At 60.3% G+C, this 19983-nt stretch carries 15 protein-coding genes, 1 rRNA gene, 1 pseudogene and 1 riboswitch; of the genes and pseudogenes, 4 read left to right on the forward strand and 13 right to left on the reverse strand.

What is annotated here, in order from left to right:
• From ACI5FR_RS33350 to ACI5FR_RS33390, 9 genes are all read right to left on the reverse strand, one after another.
• A 16S ribosomal RNA gene (locus tag ACI5FR_RS33350) occupies positions 1–75 on the reverse strand; the annotation flags it as partial.
• Positions 76–401: 326 nt separating this feature from the next.
• Complete coding sequence (locus ACI5FR_RS33355; protein WP_405462642.1) at positions 402–1784, reverse strand: NCS2 family permease; 1383 nt, start codon at positions 1782–1784, stop codon at positions 402–404.
• 220 nt (positions 1785–2004) lie between these two features.
• Positions 2005–2105: riboswitch (purine riboswitch) on the reverse strand.
• Positions 2106–2274: 169 nt separating this feature from the next.
• Complete coding sequence (guaA, locus tag ACI5FR_RS33360) at positions 2275–3813, reverse strand: glutamine-hydrolyzing GMP synthase (protein ID WP_405462644.1); 1539 nt, start codon at positions 3811–3813, stop codon at positions 2275–2277.
• Between the two features lie 201 nt (positions 3814–4014).
• Positions 4015–4461, reverse strand: a complete 447-nt coding sequence (locus ACI5FR_RS33365; protein WP_405462646.1) for a thiol-disulfide oxidoreductase DCC family protein — start codon at positions 4459–4461, stop codon at positions 4015–4017.
• 21 nt (positions 4462–4482) lie between these two features.
• Entirely contained in the window at positions 4483–6912 is a 2430-nt protein-coding gene (locus tag ACI5FR_RS33370; protein ID WP_405462647.1) for a transglutaminase TgpA family protein, read from the reverse strand.
• Positions 6899–8122: a DUF58 domain-containing protein gene (locus tag ACI5FR_RS33375; RefSeq protein ID WP_405462648.1), complete on the reverse strand. Its 1224-nt coding sequence runs from the start codon at positions 8120–8122 to the stop codon at positions 6899–6901. Before ACI5FR_RS33375 ends, ACI5FR_RS33370 begins: the two co-directional genes overlap by 14 nt.
• Positions 8119–9111 carry an AAA family ATPase gene (locus ACI5FR_RS33380; protein ID WP_405462649.1) on the reverse strand — a complete coding sequence of 331 codons (993 nt, stop codon included), beginning with the start codon at positions 9109–9111 and terminating at the stop codon, positions 8119–8121. Before ACI5FR_RS33380 ends, ACI5FR_RS33375 begins: the two co-directional genes overlap by 4 nt.
• Before the next feature lie 62 nt (positions 9112–9173).
• The gene (locus ACI5FR_RS33385) at positions 9174–10544 is read right to left on the reverse strand and encodes a polysaccharide deacetylase family protein (protein ID WP_405462651.1); all 1371 of its coding nucleotides are present in this window, start codon (positions 10542–10544) and stop codon (positions 9174–9176) included.
• Between the two features lie 102 nt (positions 10545–10646).
• Positions 10647–11630, reverse strand: coding sequence for a helix-turn-helix domain-containing protein (locus tag ACI5FR_RS33390; protein WP_405462652.1), 984 nt, complete (start codon positions 11628–11630; stop codon positions 10647–10649).
• A 90-nt stretch (positions 11631–11720) separates the two neighbouring features.
• Here ACI5FR_RS33390 and ACI5FR_RS33395 point away from each other — a divergent pair, with 90 nt between their 5' ends.
• Positions 11721–12536 carry a phytanoyl-CoA dioxygenase family protein gene (locus tag ACI5FR_RS33395; protein WP_405462654.1) on the forward strand — a complete coding sequence of 272 codons (816 nt, stop codon included), beginning with the start codon at positions 11721–11723 and terminating at the stop codon, positions 12534–12536.
• A gap of 25 nt (positions 12537–12561) precedes the next feature.
• Here the strand turns inward: ACI5FR_RS33395 and ACI5FR_RS33400 are convergent, their stop codons facing one another.
• Positions 12562–13032 (reverse strand): peroxiredoxin, encoded by a 471-nt coding sequence (locus tag ACI5FR_RS33400; protein WP_405462656.1) that lies wholly within the window; start codon positions 13030–13032, stop codon positions 12562–12564.
• Positions 13033–13095: 63 nt separating this feature from the next.
• Between ACI5FR_RS33400 and ACI5FR_RS33405 the strand changes: the two genes are divergently transcribed.
• Positions 13096–13692, forward strand: a complete 597-nt coding sequence (locus ACI5FR_RS33405; protein ID WP_405462657.1) for a Uma2 family endonuclease — start codon at positions 13096–13098, stop codon at positions 13690–13692.
• Between the two features lie 12 nt (positions 13693–13704).
• On the opposite strand, the gene ACI5FR_RS33410 is transcribed toward ACI5FR_RS33405, so the two are convergent.
• The 3 genes from ACI5FR_RS33410 to ACI5FR_RS33420 are packed head-to-tail and all read right to left on the reverse strand — an operon-like array spanning position 13705 to position 16366.
• On the reverse strand, positions 13705–14490 hold the full coding sequence (locus tag ACI5FR_RS33410; RefSeq protein ID WP_405462659.1) for an ABC transporter permease: 786 nt from the start codon (positions 14488–14490) through the stop codon (positions 13705–13707).
• Positions 14491–14496: 6 nt separating this feature from the next.
• A complete protein-coding gene (locus ACI5FR_RS33415; protein WP_405462661.1) occupies positions 14497–15291 on the reverse strand; it encodes an ABC transporter permease in 795 nt (264 codons plus the stop codon).
• Positions 15284–16366, reverse strand: coding sequence for an ABC transporter ATP-binding protein (locus ACI5FR_RS33420; RefSeq protein ID WP_405462662.1), 1083 nt, complete (start codon positions 16364–16366; stop codon positions 15284–15286). The genes ACI5FR_RS33415 and ACI5FR_RS33420 overlap by 8 nt, the downstream gene beginning before the upstream one ends.
• A 262-nt stretch (positions 16367–16628) precedes the next feature.
• Here ACI5FR_RS33420 and ACI5FR_RS33425 point away from each other — a divergent pair.
• Both ACI5FR_RS33425 and ACI5FR_RS33430 read left to right on the forward strand, forming a co-directional pair.
• Positions 16629–17705, forward strand: a pseudogene (locus tag ACI5FR_RS33425) (LCP family protein); the annotation flags it as partial.
• A 558-nt stretch (positions 17706–18263) separates the two neighbouring features.
• Positions 18264–19586 carry a glutamate-1-semialdehyde 2,1-aminomutase gene (locus ACI5FR_RS33430; RefSeq protein WP_405462663.1) on the forward strand — a complete coding sequence of 441 codons (1323 nt, stop codon included), beginning with the start codon at positions 18264–18266 and terminating at the stop codon, positions 19584–19586.
• The last annotated feature ends 397 nt before the right edge of the window (positions 19587–19983 follow it).

Raw genomic sequence — 19983 nt, forward strand, 5'->3', positions numbered from 1 at the left:
AACGATCCGCTCGACTTGCATGTATTAGGCACGCCGCCAGCGTTCGTCCTGAGCCAGGATCAAACTCTCCATAAAGGTGAATCTGATTAAAGCTCTAAAACGTTACTAGCATTTATTACTTGCACGCTCGTTGTTCAGTTTTCAAGGAACAATCCCGTCGTCGTCGGCAGTAGAGCCGTCCGAACAGCGACCTGATTAATATACCACATTCGCCATCATCGATGCAAGCATTATTTTGTCACTTGCTCAGCCCGGAAAGACAAGCTTTCGAAGCGGCGAGAATTAATATACCAAATATCCGAACGCGTTGCAACTGGAATTTTCTCACTTCAACCCGCTCCAAGCGAACCAACAAAAAAAGCCGGTCCGAAGACCGGCGTTGCCGCGAAAGCTCCGACGCCTTAAGCCGCGCCGAGCCAAATATAACGAGCGATGATGAGTATCGACAACACCCACATGAGCCAGTGAAGCGGCACACGCTTGGAAGCCGTAGTGTTATAAAGGGCCGCCAGCACCGTGTAAGAAACGATACCGAACGAAATCCCGTTCGCAATGCTGTACGTAAACGGCATCAGGACGATGGTCAAAAAGGCCGGGAATGCTTCGACGAAGTTGCCCCACTCGATTTCTTTGATGCTCGCCATCATAAGCACGCCTACAATAATAAGCGCGGGAGCGGTAGCCGCAGAAGGTACCACCAGTGCCAGAGGAGCAATGAACAACGCGAGCAGGAACAAGACGCCCGTAGTAACGGAAGTAAGACCGGTCCGGCCGCCTTCGGCCACGCCGCTCGTGCTCTCTACATAAGAAGTGATCGTGCTCGTCCCGAGCAAGGCGCCTGCACTGACACCTGCGGCGTCGACCAGCATCGCTTTGCCGATCAGTTTCTCGCCCTTCGCCTTGTCCTTGAGCAGACCGGCGCGGCTCGCCGTACCGACCAGCGTCCCGAACGTATCGAACAGCTCCACGAACGTGAACACGAGGATGATCTCCACGATCCCGACGCCGAACGCGCCGGCGATATCCAGTTTCCCTACGGCCAAGTTATCGAACGAAGGAAGCCAGCTCGCATCCGACAACCCTTTTACATTCGTCACGCCCATCGGAATCCCGATCAAAGTAGCCGCCACGATCCCGATCAACAGCGCGCCGCGAACCTTCATCGCCATCAGAATCGCGATAAGGAAGAGGGCGATAATCGTCAGCAGAGAGTCCTTATTATGAATGAAGTCACCGAGAATAATGTTGAATTGGTTCGTGTTCAGCACAGCACCCTTGGACACGTCCAGCTTATCATCCGGATTCACGCTGACCATCAAAATGTTGCTAAGCTTGAAGCCGATGATCGTAATAAACAACCCGATACCCACGGTAATCGCCACGCGAAGATTGTTCGGAACGGCCGAGAGCAGCAATTGACGAACTTTGGTCACCGTCAGGATGATGAAGATAATCCCGGACAGGAAGACGGCGCCTAAAGCGGTTTGCCAAGTAATGTCCCCTCCCGAGCTCAGCACGACGGTCATGAAGTAAGCATTGAGCCCCATGCCCGGCGCGAGCGCGATCGGAATATTGACGAAAAATCCCATAGCCAGCGTGACGAGTCCTGCACCTACTGCGGTAGCGAAGAAGACGGCTTGATTCGGAATGCCCGCTCCCCCTTCGCCCAGGAACAATGTGTTGACGAACAGGATGTAAGCCATCGTCATGAATGTGGTCAGACCCGCGATAATCTCGGTTCTAACCGTTGTTCCGTGCTCCCTCAGCTTAAACAAACGATCCATTTTGACTGTTTCCTCCTACAAAATAGAGTTGGAAATAACGACGCGCGCCTGTTGCCTGACCGGAATGCTGGCCAAACGGAACGCCTCCGGAACGCAAAAAAGCCCGGTTCGGGTTCCGTCTCACTGCACACCGACCAGGCTTTCAGGCGAGAGAACGGCCTAAGCGCCCTAGGACTTAAAAAAAGCACCTGCACAAGCGCAAGCACTAATCCCGGTTCCAGGGGAGGCGTTCTCTGTTCGTAGCCAGATCATTTACGGTGATCTTGTAGAGACTCTCAAGCCGATTCTTGAGAATATACGAAACATATGTTGTTATTCACCCTTATTCTAAGCCCGATTGTCGAAGCTTGTCAATGCTATTGCCGAACATTACCGAGTAGTATTTGCAAAGACGTTCGGATGTATGCGCATACAGAGATTGAAAAATATTCCAACGGCATTAGAAAAGAGGCCCACCGCAACAGATGAGCCTCTTTCATGTGACAAGCTATTATTCCCACTCGATCGTCGCCGGAGGCTTCGACGTGATGTCGTACACGATCCGGTTCACGTTCTCGACTTCGTTCACGATCCGATTGGAGATGCGCTCCAGCACTTCATACGGGATTCTAGCCCAGTCGGCGGTCATCCCATCGATCGAAGTGACGGCGCGCAGGCCGACCGTGTACGAATACGTCCGGCCGTCGCCCATGACACCGACGCTCTTCATATTCGGCAGCGCCGTGAAGTACTGCCAAATCTCGCGCTGCAGGCCGGCCGCCGCGATCTCCTGATGGAGGATCGCGTCCGATTCCCGAACGATGTGCAGCTTCTCCTCGGTCACTTCGCCCAATACGCGAATCGCAAGCCCCGGTCCCGGGAACGGTTGGCGCCAGACAATGGCCGCCGGCAGGCCGCACTCCTCGCCCACCTTGCGCACCTCATCCTTGAACAGCGCTTTGAGCGGTTCGACAAGCTTGAACTTCATGTCTTCCGGCAGGCCGCCAACGTTGTGGTGAGACTTGATCGTCTGAGCGGTCGCCGTTCCGCTCTCCACAATATCCGTATACAGCGTGCCTTGCGCCAGGAATTCGAAATCGTCAAATTTGCCCGACTCTTCCTCGAAGACACGAATAAATTCATTCCCGATGATTTTGCGCTTCTGCTCCGGATCTTCCACGCCCGCCAGCTTGCCCAGGAAGCGCTCGCGTGCGTCAATCTTCACGACCTTCATGTCGAACTTGCCGACGAAGGTCTCCATGACTCCATCCGCTTCGCCCTTGCGCAGCAAGCCGTGGTCGATGAACATGCAAGTCAGTTGATCGCCGATCGCCTTATGCAGCAAGATGGCCACAACCGAAGAATCCACGCCGCCGCTCAGGGCGCACAGCACCTTGCCGCGGCCCACTTGGTCGCGGATATCGCGAATCGTATCCTCGATAAACGTCTCCATGCTCCACGTGCCTTCGCAGCCGCACACTTCGAACAGGAAGTTGCGGATCAGCTCGTTGCCATATATGGAATGACGCACTTCGGGATGGAATTGGACACCGTAGAAATGCTTCTCCGGATGGCTCATCGCCGCGACCGGCGCATGCTCGGTGCTCGCATCCACGACGAATCCGCCCGGCAAGGCCGAGACATAGTCCCCGTGGCTCATCCAGACGGTCTGCTTGGCATTTAGCCCTTGCACGAGCCGGCTGCTTGGGTTGAAGTCGACATCGGCTTTGCCATACTCCCGCTTATTCGCCTTCTCGACCTTCCCGCTCAATTGGTGCGCCATCAGCTGCATGCCGTAGCAAATGCCGAGCACCGGGATGCCAAGCTCGTAGATGCCCGGGTCGACTTGCGGGGAGTTGGGCTCGTACACGCTGGACGGGCCGCCGGAAAACACGATCCCCTTGGGTGAGAGCTCCCGGATCCGCTCGACGGACGTGTTGTAAGGCAGCAGCTCGCTGTACACCCCCAAGTCCCGGATTCTGCGGGCAATGAGCTGGTTGTATTGACCGCCGAAATCGAGCACCACGATCATTTCATTCGGTTTGTTCAAGGTAATCCTCCTTAGATTCGCGCGTAGTAAGTCCGCTGAACATTTAACGTCTATTATATAAAATCCGCGGAAAGCGCGTCAAGACAAGCCGTTGGAAGAAAAATTAGGCCGATTGCCTCGAATTCGAACCCCTAGGGGTATCGTGCCCCAAGTCCGGTCCCGGCACGCAAGAAATCCGGCAGCGGTCACTGCCGGATCGGGTTAGTCCAAAAAGCGCTGCCGGAGCTCGGGCGTCGGCAGCCAGCACGATTCGCGTCGCCCGAACCACCGGTACCGGTGGCGGGCGACGAAGCGGTACACCCCGTCCCGGATCGGACGGGGGACCAGGATGAGGGGCGCGGCCAGTCGCGGCCAGCCCCTCAGCTGCCGCGCGATCCGCAGAGCCGCGGCCGATTGTACGCTGCAGCGGCCCTCCGCGTCGAGCAGCACGAGGGAATCGAGCCGGGACGGATCGATTCCCTTGTGTGCGAGCAGGCGGCGGGCCGCCTCGGACTGCAAGGCCGCGAAGCGGAAGCGGCCTTCGGGGTCATGGCGGAGGATGAACTGCACTGAGCCGTTGCATAGATTGCACACCCCGTCGAATAAGACAACCGGGTGCCCCTCCACTGCAGAGGTCCGCTCACTGGACGTCCGTTGCCCTTCGCTCATCGCCATCCCCTCCTGCCTCCATTATCGCATAGAACCCGGAGACTTGGAACGGGCGATTCGCGCCCACAGCTCGGCCAGCCGCGCCTTGTCCTCGGTGCTGCGCCGCATCGGACGCTCGGCGTAGCGCGCCGCTTCATACAGCCCGGCGAACTGCCGCAGCGCCTCGCGCTGATCCTCGTCCGGCAGCCGGCGCACCGCGGCGTCGACATACTCGCGCACCGTCTGCTCCGGCCGCTTCCGGCCCACTCGGCGACCGAGCTTCGCCCAGATCGCATCATAGGCTCGCAGCGATCGCCGCTCAGGCTGGCGGACCGCCATGACCGCAGAGCGGAGTCGGGGCGAGGCGAACCAGAGGAGCGGCGGAACCAAGAGCAGGGCCGCCATCCACAGGACCAGCTGGTTTAGGCCGGACCCATTCTCTCCGGAGAGGAGCTTCTCTCCGACCGCCTGCTGCAGCTGACCGCCCCAAGCGGCGAGCTGCGCCCCCGTCAAGCTCAGCCAGCTCGCGCCGCCCGGTCCGGCGACCGAATAGCCGGAGAGCGACGGGCCGGAAACCGCTGCGGTTACCGTCATCGCGTCGCCTCCGACCGGCGGAGCGACGGGATCCAGTCCCGATGCCGGCGTGTCGGAGAAGCCGGGCGTCGGCTCGAACCGCACCCAGCCTTGTTCGGGCAAATACACTTCGACCCAAGAATGTGCATCGCGATTCGTAACCGTGTAGGTCGCGAGGGTCGCCGACGGAATTGCGTTCGAGGTGCTGAGCTCGCCCGGGGCGAACCCTTTGACCCACCGAGCCGGTACGTCCACGCTGCGCAGCAGGACGACCATCGCGGTGGAGAAATGATCGCAATACCCGACCTGGTCGACGAACAGGAAGTGGTCGACGAAATCTTCGCCCTCGCCTGGCACCGTAGGCTTCTCCAGATTGTAGGCGTACCGGCTGCGCAAGTACGCTTCGATCGCCTGGGCGCGGCCCGCATCGCTGTCCGCGCCCGCCGTGATCGTGCGCGCCAGCTCGCGCACGCGCTCGGGCAAGGCGGCCGGCAGCTGCAGGTCGCCGGCCAGGGCCGCGCGCTCCGCCGCCGTCAGCGGGCGGCTCGGCGCGGCCGGCTGCGCCAGGCGGAGCGCGGCGTCCGCCTGCACCTCTACTGCGAGCCGGTAGTAAGCGACCGGCTCGGAAGCCTGTACGGTCACGCGTCCCGTGGCCGGGTCAACCGCGAGCAGCTCCGGCGCGAGCGACTGGCCGGAGCGCGTGACGAGCGCGTCGACTTGCGCGATCGCGCCGCCGGCGAACAGCTGCCGGCCGAGGCTCGGGTCTTCCAGCATGATCTCCTGCTGGATCGTCCGGCGCGGCCCGGCACCGAGCGGCTTCGTCGGCAGCGTCGCGGCCGGGGTGACGGACGCCGAGGCTCCTGTCGCGACGCTCCCGCCAGAGCGACCGGCGCCGCCGGCGGAGTCGTCCCCGCCGGTCACCCAGCCGCGGCCCGTGTACGTGCTGCGCGACTCGCCACGCCAGTAGGTCGCCTCCTCGGTACGCGCGGTGAACGCGACGCGGTCGTCCGTCTGCAGCGGTCCGCCTAAGCGGGAATCGTCGCTGCTGTAGCCGGTCCAGGCCGCGAGGCCCGCCGACGGCGGGAGCGTCTCGCTCGCGAAGCCGCCGTTCGAAGCCGGGAACAGCCGCGACCACGCGCTCTCCACCGCGTTCCACGGAAGCGGCCGCGCTTGCCGAGCTTCATCGCGCGACAGCCAGAGCCCCGCGCCGATCGCGAGCGTCATGAGGAGCGCCGCGGCCGTCGCCCAGCGCCCGAGCGGCCACGCCCCCGCCCGGAGCCGCAGTGCGAACTGGCCCGCGACCCGGGACGGCTGATTGACGGCCAGCAGCAGCATGCCGGCGCCGAACGTACGCAGGACGCCGGCCGACGTATTCACGTCCGCCCATAACGGCAGGGCGACGAGGTACGCGAGGGTGGCTACGATCAGCCACAGCGCCTGGTGACGCTCCACAACCGTGGAATACAGCACGGTGATGAGCAGCGCCCAGCCGAGCAGGAACAGCATCGTCCGGTTAGCCGGGCTGATCCCCTCCATACTGAACTGCACGGCGGCGGCCAAATCCTTCATCGTCTCTTGCCCGTAATCGGCGAGCCAGCCCCACGAGAGGCCTTCGTGCGGATAGAACAGCATCCGGATCACGACGAAGCACGCCGCCAGCTTCAGGATCCAGTTCCATCCGGCCGGGATTCGGGCATATTCGAGCAGCACGAAGAAGGCGTATGTAATTAGGAAAGGCTTCAATACATCGATATCCGTGTAAGCGGACATTGCCGCGAGCGGGCGGAGCCACTCCATAAGCAGTACGTAAAGCAACACGGCGGCGACGCCTTCGCGTCCATAGGCGCGCGGAACCGCCGGAGAAGATGCCGATCCCGGCGTCCGGTTAGGCGATGCCATCGACCGCACCCCCGTTCGCTTCCGCCTCGCCGACGGATGCTGTGGCCAGGCCCCCGGCCCGGAAATCCGCGAACCGGCAGCCGAGCTCCTCCAGCTCGCGCTTCCATTGGCGCTGCGGCCATGTAAGCGCAGGCGAGCCATGCACATGCAGCACCGTGCACGCCCGGCCGGCATGCCGCAGCCGCCGCAGCACCGGGGTGAGCGCGTCCCCCGCGAGCGGCGTCACAAGGACGAGCGGCAGCTGCAGGGGCAGCCGGAGCGACTCGCGCAGCAGGTGATCGCCGAATGCGGTCCGGCCGTCCGGCTGGATGCGCGCGAGCCACTCATAGGCGGACTGCAGCTCCTCCAGCGTCGACACGACGAGCGGGCTGGCTTCGCTCGAACTGGAGCGAAGCTGCACCCAACCGCTGCCGGCGCCGAGCGATTGGCGAACCATACCGGCAACGGCCTGCACGGCCGCTTCGAATACGTGGCTTCCAGAATAAGAGGCAGCCGAGGTGTCGAGCCAGAGCACCGCCCGCTCCGTGCCCGCCGGCTCGAACGTCTTCGTCTTCAGCCCGCCCGAACGGGCCGTCAGCTTCCAATGAATCCTCGAGAGCGGATCGCCCGCTTCATACGGACGGACGCCGCGAATGACGCCGCTGTCCCGCCACGAAGCACTCCGGCTCGCAACCGCATCCTCTTCGTAGGGAGCGCTCCACTCTGCCGCCGTCTCGACCGGCTGCGGGTAGACGAGGAAGCAGGCTTGTCCCGCCCGCTGCCGTTTCACCTGCATGAGCCCGAACAGATCGCCGGTATACAGCTCCACGCCCGCCGACTTGTATTCCCCCCGCCGCAGCCCTTGCAGCCGATAGCGCAGTGCCATATCCGCCCGCATCCACGGAAACAACAACTGCCGGTACGTCACTCGCGCCCCACCGCTGTGCTGCCATGTGTGCTGCACGAGCAGCCACAGCACCGGCCACAGCGGACGGCGCTGAATGCGAAGCGAGACGGCCAGCGCTTCTCCGCCATAGACGCGGCTTCGCTCCGTCCCGCATTCCACGGACACTCCTCGCAAGCTGAATAGCGCCGTGCCCACCGCTTGCAAGAGCAGCACCGCAGTCGCGATCAACAGAAAATAGGCGGTCTGTCCGCCTCTCCAGCTCCACAGTACGCCCAGCCCTCCGAACAGGAGGAAGAGCAGCAGGAAATGCCCCCACCGTCTCATAGCGTACCTCCCGAAGCCGTCCGCATGGCCGGTACCGCCCCGGCTCCCGCGATACCGTGCAGCACCGCTTCGGCCGTCCGGCCCGCGATGCGGGCGTCTAGCTTCAACACGAGCCGGTGCGCCCACACCGGGACGAGCAGCGCCTTGATATCGTCCGGCACCACATACCCCCGGCCCGCCATATAGGCGCGCGCTTGAGCCGCCCGCATCAGAGCGGCGACCGCCCGCGGGCTCGCGCCCAGCTGCAGCTCGGCATGGTGCCGCGTCGCCGCCGCCAGCTTCACCATGTACGCCTTCAATGTGTCGTCTACGAAGACGGCGCGCACCCCCCGCTGCAGCTGGAGCAGCTCCTCCGGCAGCAGCACCGGCTGCACGCCGTCCAGCGGATGGCGCGTCTGCAGCCGGCCGAGCAGCTCCACCTCATGCTGCTCGTCGGGATAGCCGATCCGCAGCTTCAGCAGGAACCGATCGAGCTGCGCCTCCGGCAGCACGAACGTGCCCGCCTGCTCGATCGGATTCTGCGTGGCGAGCAGCAGGAACGGCTCCGGCAGCTTGCTCTCATGGCCGTCCACCGTAACGCTGCGCTCTTCCATCGCCTCGAGGAGCGCCGACTGCGTCCGCGGCGACGCCCGGTTGATCTCGTCGACGAGGACGACGTGCGCCGTTAGGGGCCCGGGCCGGTATTCGAATTCGTTCGTCTTCGGATTGAAGACCGAGACGCCGGTCACATCGGACGGGAGCAAGTCCGGCGTACACTGGATCCGCTTGAAATCCGCGCCCATTATCCGAGCGAGCGTCCGCACGAGCATCGTCTTGCCAACGCCCGGCACATCCTCGAGCAGCACGTGGCCGCCGCACAGGAAGGCGAGCAGCGCCAGCTCGATGCATTCTCTCTTTCCTAGTATCGCTTTCTCCGCCTGATAGACGACCTGTTCCAGGCATTCGTTCGGCCGATCGAACGGATACCGCTCCTCGCGCTTCAGCGTCATGGATGAAGACCTCCTCAGAAACTCGCAATCTATGTTTCTAGTGTCTCCATCGCCTAACTATTTTAGACCTTCATTGTCAGCTTCGGAATCGGCGTGAATTGGTACCCCCGCGTGCTCGTATCCAGCGTCACTTCCCGCAGCGTATCGCCTAGGGAATAGCTGTCGACCTGGTCCCCGAGCAGCTCGACCGTCAGGCGGAGCGGTACGATGACGGATCCGTCCCGCAGGCCGATATCCGCCATGGGGTAGATGCGATTCGGCTTGCCCGGCACCTGAACGGAGATCGCATGCCGCTGGAGATCCACCCTCAGCTCATGCATTCCGTAGCGAACGATGGCCGTCCGGTGCGCTTCATCCCACGCCACGACCGCGCCCATCCGTTCCGACAGCCCTCGGAGAGGGACGAACAGCTTGTCGTGCCGGAACTCATACTCCGTCCCGCTCAGCTCCCACATATCCGATGACCCGAAATGCAACCGCAGCGGGGGCGGAGGCGGGGGTGGCGTCACCGTTTGCGTCGCCATCACAACCGACACCGGCGAGTCCGCTACATCCGCGACTTCAACAGCCGCCGCCACATTCACCGGCGCTTTTTGCGAAGCGACGGCTTGCATGTTTTGCGTCCACTGCTCATGCTCGGCTCTCGATAGGGACGCCCCCGCCTTTTTGCGATCGATCGCCTGCTGGACCGGTTTCACCCTCTCGGACAACGTCGCGAACTGATAGCCTTTGTCCTTGTAAAACTGTATGATCTCGGGCAAAGCCCGTATCGTCTCTTCGTGTCCCGCACTGTCATGCATGAGGACGATCATCTCGTGCTTGAGCGGCGTATTTTTCACATTTTGCACAATCTCATTCTTAGGTACGTTCGCGCGCAGCGAATCTCCGCTGTCCACATTCCAGTCGAATACCGAATACCCGGCCTGGTCCAAGTAGTAGAAGTAGTAGGCGTCAAAATGCGAGAATGTTCCGCCCGGCGCCCTTACGAGATTCGTAGTCACCCCTGCTGTCTCCGCAAGCGCTTGCTCTGTGCGCCCGATCTGGTCCCAAAACAGGCGAAAGGTGGGATATAGGTTATTGTATTGATGGTTAAACGTATGATTGCCGATCGCATGCCCTTCCTGCGCCATTCGCCGGATGGCGTCCGGAGATTGGTACACATGCTCGCCCAGCACGAAAAAAGTCGCCTTGACGTCCGCTTCCTTCAGCAGATCGAGTACTTGCGGGGTAAGCTTGCCCGGACCATCGTCGAACGTCAAATAGACGGTCGGCTTCTCCGGGGTGTCGTATTCGCGATCCTGCAGCACTTTGGCGCCCGCCTTCAACTGATCGTAGACGTCCAGCCCTTCCGCAGCCCAAGCTGCCCCTACGCCAACGATTGCCCATCCGATCATCAACAATGCCCATGCAAACGCCGCGCGCAACCCTCTCATGTAAAAGCCCTCCATCTGTCTATCGTTTTGGACTGGTGATAGAGTATATGAAGGGCTTCTTGAATTATGCCAGACTTGCTATAGATGTTTTACGAGGTTTGGTCACAGACCGCCTGGACTCGTTCCGGGTTTCGTATCGGGACTCGTACCGTCCCCGGCATGCAGGCTCTGCGCCGCCCTCCGGTAAGCGCTCGGGCTAATCCCGTATGCGGCCGAGAATTGCTTCGTGAAATAAAACGGGCTCTGGAAGCCGACCGCTTCCGCGATCTCCCCCACCGGCCTCGACGTATAGGCGAGCAGCCGCGCTCCCTGCCGCAACCGGATGTGATGGAGCATTCCGATGATGGACATGCCGGTCGCCTCCTTGAACAAGTGCGACAATCGAGAAGGCGACAGCCGCACCTGCTCGGCGAGCGACTGGATCGTGTGGGGCTCCTGCATCCGCTCCAGCAGCAGCCGCTTCACCTCTTCGATCCGCGGATCGAGCGACAGGCTCCCTTGCGCCTCGCCGCCCTGCATGGCGAGCAGCAGCACAATCTCCTCCAACGCGAGATACGCCATGCGCTCATGCAGCGGATCCGTATGCAGCTGGTCCCCGATCAGCCGGCGAAACGCCTGCAGCACCCGCTCGAACACAGCCGGCTGCGCCAGCTGCACGTGCAGCAGCCCGGGCAGAGCGGCCGGCAGCGCGAGATACGGCTGCCAGTCCTCGTGCGGAAGAAAGTGGCACCAAACGAACTCCCAATATCCCGCCTCCGATGAAGTCCCATACCGATGAGGCGTACCCGGGGTCAACACCATCACATCGCCACGCCTGCACAGCCGAACCTCGTCCCCGATCCGATACGTCCCGCAGCCGTTCAGCGTTAATGTAATTAAATAATCGCGCGTTCCGTCCGGCCGATACGTCCGGTACTCCGCGTTCTGGTGGAAGTGGTCGGCGATCAACACGCCCGGCGGCGGCGATTGGGTAATGGGCATCGTCGGCAGATGGCCCGTCAGGTCGTCGGAAGCTTGGCTTCCGGGAGGATCCGTTCGACCGTCTGACTCAGACGAAATAGCAGGATTGTTAAGGAATTCAGTCATTTCATTCATTCCCTCCCCTTCCCGCTCATTCTATACTAAGACTATACCGCAAGCAATCCACTCTAAGCCGGAAAGGATGGTCATCCTCCCATGAGCAAGCTACCCGCCACGATTACACCCGAGCAATTGCAGCAGTTTGATACAGACGGCTATCTCATTATGCGCGGATTGTTCTCCGCCCAAGACATCGAAGCGCTGCAGCAAGAATTCACGATGCTGCACCGGAACGGCCCCGTAGAGCGGCTGTTCGCTCCCGTCAGCAAGGAGCAAGCCGGCGGCGACATTCTGAAGGAATACCCGCGCTTCATGCACCCTCACCGGGTCAACGAGCTGTCCCGCAACTACATGATCGACCCGAGGGTGATGGACGTCCTGGAGGATCTGTTCGGCGAGGAGCCGCTGGCCGCCCAGAGCATGTTCTATTACAAGCCGCCCGGCGCTCGCGGCCAAGCGCTGCACCAGGACAACTTCTACCTGTTGATCGAGCCGGGTACGTGTATTGCCGCCTGGACGGCGGTCGACCCCTCCGACGAGGAGAACGGCGGGCTGTTCGTCGTGCCGAAGACGAGCCGGGAGGCGATCCAATGTCCGCATGAAGCCGATCCGACCGTCTCGTTCACGACCCACGAGGTCGTCGTGCCCGAAGGGCTGCAGCCGGTCCCGGTCATTCTGGAAGCGGGCGACGTCCTGTTCTTCAACGGCAATGTCATTCACGGCTCGTATCCGAATACGTCGGCCGACCGGTTCCGCCGCTCGTTCATTTGCCATTACACCGGCGTCTCCACGACCAAAATCAGCGGCTACTACAACCCGCTATACACGCGAGATGGTCAGCCCCTCGAGATCGAGAAAAATCCCAGCGGCGGACCGTGCGGCACCGAATTCGCGGCAAACAGCCCTCACTGAGTGAGGGCTGTTTTATTTCAGTCATTTACGGCAGCTTGCGCGCCGCCTCGAGCACTTTGTCGATATGGCCCTTCACCCGGATGTTGCGCCACTCTCCCGCCAGCTTGCCTTTGCGGTCGATCAGGAAAGTGGATCGCACGACGCCCATGTAATCGCGGCCGTATAGTTTTTTCATCTTCCACACGTCATACGCCTTGCAGGCCTTCAGCTTCTCGTCGGCTAGCAGCAAGTAAGGCAGCTTGTGATTGCCGATAAACTTCTCGTGGGAAGCCACGGAGTCCGGGCTAATCCCGATGACGACCGCATCGGTCTCTTCAAACTCGGCGAACGCATCGCGAAACTCGCAAGCCTCCGTCGTACATGTCGGCGTTTCGTCCTGCGGGTAGAAGAACAGGACGATCTTGCGCCCTTTGAACTGCTGGAGCGACACTTCTTCCCCGTTCGAGCCGGGCAGCTTGATGGCTGGGGCTTTCTTCCCTATTTCAGGGATAGGCATCTGGGCAATCTCCTTTCCGAAAGGTATACTTGAAGAAAAAGCAAGTAAGTGGGAGGACTAAAGATGACAAAGGAAAAGGACCAAAAGAAAAATCCGCTGATCCGGGAACAACCCCTAACTTACGACGATTATGCCAACCTGCCGGATGACGGCAATCGCTACGAGCTGGACGACGGCGTGCTGGAATTGATGAGTCCCGCTCCATCCCCGCGTCATCAAGTGATTGGCCTTAAGTTGGCCCAAATCATCATGAACACCTGTGAAAGCGAATATATCCTTTTGACTCCTCCGATCGACGTGCTATTGTCCAATCGAGAAGTGCGTCAGCCTGATCTGGTCATGGTCCACCGCAGTCGCGCTTCCATCATTACTAAACGCGCTATCGAAGGGCCTCCCGACCTGGTTGCCGAGATTCTCTCGCCGCATTCCATCCGCAGGGACAAGCAGCGCAAGCTCGCCAGCTACGCCAAGCACGGCATCCCCGAATACTGGATCATCGATCCCCGCAATGAGGTGTTGGAACGATATGTGAACGCAGATGGCAAGTATGAGCTGCAAGACATTTTCATGCAGGACGAGCCCGTGCGCTCCGACCGACTGCCTTGCGTCTCGTTCACCGTAGCCCAATTGATGGCAGCAGCCGCCCTATTGCCGGATTGAAAACAAGCCTCCCTACGACCCAGCTCCCCGATACTTGCGTACGCCGTAGTTCCACAGCAAGAGCCCGATCGTAATGAACAACGCCCCCATTACCGGCGTCAAGAGCGCCATAGCGCCCCACTCCTCCCGGTCGAGGAAATAAGCGGCCGGGTAAAACCCTACAAACGCGAACGGGAGAAGAACGGTCAGCAAAAACTTGATGAGCTTGTTGTAAATGTTCACCGGGTACCGCCCGTAGTTCTGAATGTTCCACACAAGCGGCAAAATCCCGGTCGGCGCGTCGGAGAAAAACGAAATCGACGTAATCGCGATGTACACGCCGCCGTAGATCAGAATTGCCCCAAGCGTCAAGAGTAAGAACACGAACGGATCGGCCCACGACCAGCTCATGTCCATCTGCAGCCCCGTATAGCCCATTATGAAGAGGCCGACCAAGCTGCCGAACAGCGATGCCGGGTCGAGATTTTCCAGCATGAGCTGCACCAGATTGTGCGCCGGCCGGGTCAAGACGCGGTCCATCTCCCCTTTGCCGATATACCGCTCCGAGAAGTTCCACAGGTTGAAGAAGCAGCCGAACACCCCATACGGCACCATGAAGTAGCCATAGATGAACACGACCTGCTCCTGCGACCAGCCACCGAGCAGCGGCGTATGCAGGAACACCACAAGAATGAACAGCAGGTTCATGCCCTGGAACAGCAAATCGGAGGCAATCTCGATCCAGAAGTCGGAGCGATACGTCAGGCGGCGCTTAATATAATTGGAGAAATATTCTCCGAATAAAGACGCATAGAACATTGGCCGTTACCCTCCCTGAACGAACAATCGGCTGCGGGCGCTCCGCCACATGATCCAGATCGGCACGATCAGCCCGACAAACCAAATGAGCTGCAGGCCGAACACTTGATAGACGGCGCTGCCGGTCACCTTACCCGTGAACACCGAGCCCGGCAAATACGTGATCGCCTGGAACGGAAGCACCTTCATCACCCACTCCAGCCAACCTGGAAAGAACGACAGCGGAATGATCAGGCCCGAGAACAGGTCGACCGCCACCCGTTTCATGCGCATAAGTCCCTCGTTATTTTCCACGAAAAAAGCAAACAAGCCCGTCAGGATGTTGATCTGAGAATTGATCAGGAAGCTGAACACAAGCATGACGAGGAACACGCCCCAGATGGACGGATCCGTAGGCAGCCGAACCGGGAACAGCAGCGAGACGACGATCATGCCCGGCACCATAAATAAGAGCAGACGGAATAGCCCTTCTCCGAATCCTTGCATCATTTTCACATATAAATAGTTATAAGGCCGTATGAACTGGATCGCTACGCTGCCGTCGCGAATCTCGTTTGCGATCTCCCGGTCCAGGTTGTTGAAATAAAACGCCCGCGCCATCCAGGATACCGCCACGTAGGTCGTCATCTGCGTGACGGTCATGCCGCCCAGCGTCTCGTTGCCTCCGTAGATCGCTTTCCACAGGAAGTAATAGGCGCCGATATTAATGGCATAAATAATGATGCCGCTGTAATAATTGACCCGGTACGCCAGCATCATCAGGAACCGGATCCGGATGAGGTCGAGATAGGCGCTATACATACGCTTTTTCCTCTTCCTTCTCGGCCGTCGGAGCTGTAGCGGCAGGCTCGGCCGAATCGTCCTTCGGGGCGGACGCCGAACCGGCCTTGTAGATTTCCCTTACGATATCGTCCGTATTAGGCTCGTGGATCTGGATGTCGCGAATGTCGACCGCGCTTACGACACGCGACAGCACATCCGAGACGTTCGCTTGCTCGAGCGGTACCCAGGCGGTGGCCGTATAGTCGTTCTCTTTGCTCCATGTCGCCCCCAGGCCTTGGGTCAACTCTACGAGCCGTTCCACGGAGACGTTCTCGTTCAGATGGAGGACGAGCTCCTTGCCCTTGCCCCACGTCGTCTTCAGCCGGTCCAGGCCGCCGTCATAGATGATCCGGCCGTCGTCCAGCATGATGACGCGCGAGCACAAGGCCTCGATATCCTGCAGATCGTGCGTCGTGAGCAGAATCGTCGTGCCGTACCGCTGGTTCATCGACTTCAGAAACTCGCGAATCTCCGTCTTCACCACGATATCGAGGCCGATCGTCGGCTCGTCCAGGAACACGATGCTCGGGTTGTGAAGGAGCGAGGCCGCCAGCTCGCAGCGCATACGCTGCCCGAGGCTCAGCTTGCGCACCGGCCGGTTCAGCAGATCCTGCAGCTGCAGCCGCTCGACCAGCTCGTCCAGCCTGACTTTGTAATCCTCGGCCGACACGCGGTATACTTTGCGCAGCAGCTGGAACGATTCGACTACCCCGATATCCCACCAGAGCTGGCTGCGCTGGCCGAAGACAACGCCGATGCCTTGCACGAATTTCTCCCTCTCTTTGAAAGGGACAAAGCCATTCACCTCGATGACGCCGGAAGTCGGGACGAGGATGCCCGTGAGCATCTTGATCGTCGTGGACTTGCCCGCCCCGTTCTCCCCGATGTAGCCGCATATTTCACCCTGGGGGATGGTAAAGCTAATATCCTTGACGGCGGTAATTTCCGTATATTGCCGACGGAACAAATCGCGGAGCGCTCCCTTCAGCCCTTCGCGGCTCTTGGACACCCGGAACTGCTTGCGTAGTTGCTCCACTCGTATGGCGGGCTGCATCTAGATGCCTCCTTTTTTCTCGATTTCCACATTCTGTGTGCCAGGAATCGACATAAGTTGCAGGACGGTTTTCGAAAACTATATACTATAGAAGAAACGATTGGCGTTCACGATCATTTAATATCCGATTCGACACATGCGTACATAGCTGCCGTCCATTTTCCCTCGCGTTACCCGATTCTTCAACAGTTAATGTTACACGATCGAGCAGCAAAGGAAAAGTCACACAACCGAGACACACAACTGCAAAGGAGTGGTGCCCATGTGGAGGAAAATCCGGTGGATCGCCTTGGCGTTCACTGTGGTTCTTATAGGAGTAGTCGGCTATTATAGTTATTCTTTGATCCAATTCAGCAATCATATCCAGAAAAAAGGCGAAGATTCGATCTTCAGCCAATTCAATACGACGAATACGTCCGTCGAGCAGCCGGCCCCGCCGAAGTGGGAAGGCAAGGAGCGGGTGAACATTCTCCTCCTGGGCGGCGACTCCCGCGGGCTGGCCAAGAATGAGGTGCCCCGGTCCGACTCCAACATGGTCATCTCGGTCGATCCGGTGACCAAGAAGGGCCATCTGTTCTCGATTCTTCGCGACACGTACGTGAAGATCCCGGGATTCGGCTCGGACCGGATCAATGCGGCGATCACGCTGGGCGGTCCGCAGCTCGCGATGCAGACGGCAGGCGATTTGCTCGGGCTTAAAATACAGTATTACGTGTATACCGACTTCCAGGGCTTCATGGCGCTGGTGGATGCGATCGACGGCATCGACCTCGAAGTGGAGAAGGACATGAAGTATCATGACTCGGAAGAGCCGGAGTTCGACATCGATCTCAAAAAAGGCATGCAGCATATGAACGGCAAAACAGCGCTGCAATACGTGCGGTTTCGGCACGACGCCATGTCCGACTTCACCCGGACGGAGCGGCAGCGCAAGTTCATGACCGCGGTGGCCGACAAGCTGCAGTCGACCTCCTCGATCTTCAAGCTGCCCAGCATCTTGACGAGCATCGACCCGTATATCGAGACGAACATGACGATTACGGATATGCTGAAGCTCGGTTCGCTCGGCTTCGATATCAAAGCGACCGGCGTCAAGGGCGTTCAGGTCCCGCCTATGGAGCTGCTGGAGGAAGACAACGTCGGCGGCGCCTCCGTGCTCGCGGTCAATCCGCAGAAGCTGCAAAAGTTCGTGCGTGACGAGTTCGCCGGGCTGCACGATCCGGATGGCGCGACGGATACGGGGAGCGGGTCCGGCAGCAGCGTGAGTGGATCGGGAGGCCGGACGGGCAGCGTATCGGACGACGATGACGCCATCGTGAGGCCGAACGGCAGTACGGGTACGGGCAGCGCGGGCGGGAGCAAGGCGACTGGCGGCAGCGGCGGGACGGGCAGCAAGGCCACGCCGACGCCGAAGCCGACGCCCAAGCCTACCCCGAAGCCTACGCCAACCCCGACGCCGGGGACGGGGACAGGCCACGGGTCAAGCGGCGGGGTTACGGCTGGCGGAGATGATGATGCGGAGGCGACCGTGAAGCCGGGATTAACGCCTCCGCCCGGCACGTACGACCCAGGCACCAAGCCTACCGTGACGCCGAAGCCGGGGTCGAATAGCCCAAGCCCGGGAGACGGCGGCAACGGTAGTGCGGGTGCGACGGTGAAGCCGACCATGTCTCCGACGCCGGGTGCCACAGGAACAGGCAACACCGGCACGGGCTCAGGTACGATATCGATTACGCCGATCCCTTCTCAGCGAACGTTATAGTACATATTGAGGGACAGGAAGTACAAAAACCACCATCTCACAGACACTTCGGCGATCGGAATACCAACAGCACCACAGCATAGCGGCAATTTTTGCCGCTATTCGTGCGGTTGATCCAAAAGGAGATTCGAGCTTATGTCCATGCAACGTCCACAATCCGAAGCGTTATATAAAGAGGCGCTCGAGCACATCGTCGGCGGCGTGAACAGCCCGTCCCGCTCGTTCAAGGCCGTCGGCGGCGGGGCGCCGGTATTCATGGCGCGCGGCGAAGGCGCCTACTTCTTGGATATAGACGGGAATCGCTACATCGATTACTTGGCGGCCTACGGCCCGATCATTCTCGGTCACGCGCATCCGCATGTGACGGATGCGATCATAGAGGCGGCGAAGACCGGCACCCTGTACGGCGCTCCGACGGAATGGGAGAACAAGTTCGCGCGCATGCTGAAGGAAGCGATTCCTTCGCTCGACAAGGTGCGGTTCGTGAACTCCGGTACGGAGGCCGTCATGACCACGATCCGCGTTGCTCGCGCCTATACAGGGCGCAGCAAAATCTTGAAATTCGCCGGCTGCTATCACGGCCACTCGGACCTCGTGCTAGTGGCTGCCGGCTCCGGCCCGTCCACGCTGGGCATTCCGGACAGCGCGGGCGTCCCTTCGAGCATCGCGCACGAGGTGATCACCGTGCCGTATAACGATCTGCCGGCGCTTGAAGAGGCCCTCCACCACTGGGGGGCGGACATCGCCGCGGTGATGATCGAGCCGATCGTCGGCAACTTCGGCATGGTCGCGCCGAAGCCCGGCTACCTCGAGGCGCTGTGCCGCCTGGCTCGCGCGAACGGCTCCCTCGTCATCTATGACGAGGTTATCACCGGGTTCCGCTTCCATTATGGCGCGGCCCAGACGTACGCGGAGGCCGGCTTCGCGGACTACAGCACGGTCGAGCCCGATCTCACCGCGCTCGGCAAAATCATCGGCGGTGGCTTGCCGATCGGCGCCTACGGCGGACGGCGCGAGATCATGGCGCAGGTCGCCCCGCTCGGCCCGGCTTACCAAGCCGGCACGATGGCAGGCAACCCGGCCTCGATCCGCGCCGGCATCGCCTGCCTCGAGGCGCTGGCCGCCCCGGGCACGTACGCGCGCCTGACGGCGCTCGCGACGACGCTCGCCGACGGCATCGCGGACGCCGCCTCGCGGCACGGCATCGCGCTGACGGTCAACCGGATCGGCGGCGCCTTCTCGACGCACTTCTGCGACCATCCCGTTACGAATTACGACGAGGCGCAGCAGACCGACGGCGAGCAGTTCGCGGCGTTCTTCCGCCTCATGCTCGACCAAGGCATCTGCCTCGCTCCTTCCAAGTACGAGGCGTGGTTCCTTACGACGGCGCACACGGAGGCCGACGTCACCTACACGATCGAGGCGGCAGACCGCGCCTTCGCGCAGATGAAACGCTAACCGACCCAAACACGAACATTGGAGGGTTGTCCAACTCCTTTGTTCGTGTTTTTTCATGCCCCTCACGAATGAAAATCGTCTCATTCCCTTGCGGGAAAAAGGAAAACGTTTACTTGCGGAAAACTGGGATCCATCTATTGTACGGATTCTATTTTCGTGTTATTCTTAATATACTTTATTTGCTCTTCCTCCTCGGCCCATGGCCAAGCCTGGTTTGACTCTCAAGCCGGAAGGCATTGCAGCACCGGTTCCACGCCGCGTTTGTAATGCGGGCCTGCTCCCACTAGCGCCCGACCGTCGAACATGTCGTCCACTTATTAACCTTATACCTTATACCTTATACCTTATACCTTATACCTTATACCTTATACCTTATACCTTATACCTTATACCTTAT

This window comes from Paenibacillus sp. HJGM_3 (assembly GCF_045062745.1).
In the GTDB taxonomy this organism is placed as follows: Bacteria; Bacillota; Bacilli; order Paenibacillales; family NBRC-103111; genus Paenibacillus_AA.

Bases quoted from the DNA above. Each gene is read 5' to 3' on its own strand.
- ACI5FR_RS33395 (WP_405462654.1), top strand. From the start codon at position 11,721: ATGAGCAAGCTACCCGCCACGATTACACCCGAGCAATTGCAGCAGTTT.
- ACI5FR_RS33375 (WP_405462648.1), bottom strand. From the start codon at position 8,122: ATGAGACGGTGGGGGCATTTCCTGCTGCTCTTCCTCCTGTTCGGAGGG.
- ACI5FR_RS33430 (WP_405462663.1), top strand. From the start codon at position 18,264: ATGTCCATGCAACGTCCACAATCCGAAGCGTTATATAAAGAGGCGCTC.
- ACI5FR_RS33355 (WP_405462642.1), bottom strand. From the start codon at position 1,784: ATGGATCGTTTGTTTAAGCTGAGGGAGCACGGAACAACGGTTAGAACC.
- ACI5FR_RS33390 (WP_405462652.1), bottom strand. From the start codon at position 11,630: ATGACTGAATTCCTTAACAATCCTGCTATTTCGTCTGAGTCAGACGGT.
- ACI5FR_RS33405 (WP_405462657.1), top strand. From the start codon at position 13,096: ATGACAAAGGAAAAGGACCAAAAGAAAAATCCGCTGATCCGGGAACAA.
- ACI5FR_RS33400 (WP_405462656.1), bottom strand. From the start codon at position 13,032: ATGCCTATCCCTGAAATAGGGAAGAAAGCCCCAGCCATCAAGCTGCCC.
- ACI5FR_RS33365 (WP_405462646.1), bottom strand. From the start codon at position 4,461: ATGAGCGAAGGGCAACGGACGTCCAGTGAGCGGACCTCTGCAGTGGAG.
- ACI5FR_RS33415 (WP_405462661.1), bottom strand. From the start codon at position 15,291: ATGTATAGCGCCTATCTCGACCTCATCCGGATCCGGTTCCTGATGATG.
- ACI5FR_RS33370 (WP_405462647.1), bottom strand. From the start codon at position 6,912: ATGGCATCGCCTAACCGGACGCCGGGATCGGCATCTTCTCCGGCGGTT.
- ACI5FR_RS33385 (WP_405462651.1), bottom strand. From the start codon at position 10,544: ATGAGAGGGTTGCGCGCGGCGTTTGCATGGGCATTGTTGATGATCGGA.
- ACI5FR_RS33380 (WP_405462649.1), bottom strand. From the start codon at position 9,111: ATGACGCTGAAGCGCGAGGAGCGGTATCCGTTCGATCGGCCGAACGAA.
- ACI5FR_RS33420 (WP_405462662.1), bottom strand. From the start codon at position 16,366: ATGCAGCCCGCCATACGAGTGGAGCAACTACGCAAGCAGTTCCGGGTG.
- ACI5FR_RS33410 (WP_405462659.1), bottom strand. From the start codon at position 14,490: ATGTTCTATGCGTCTTTATTCGGAGAATATTTCTCCAATTATATTAAG.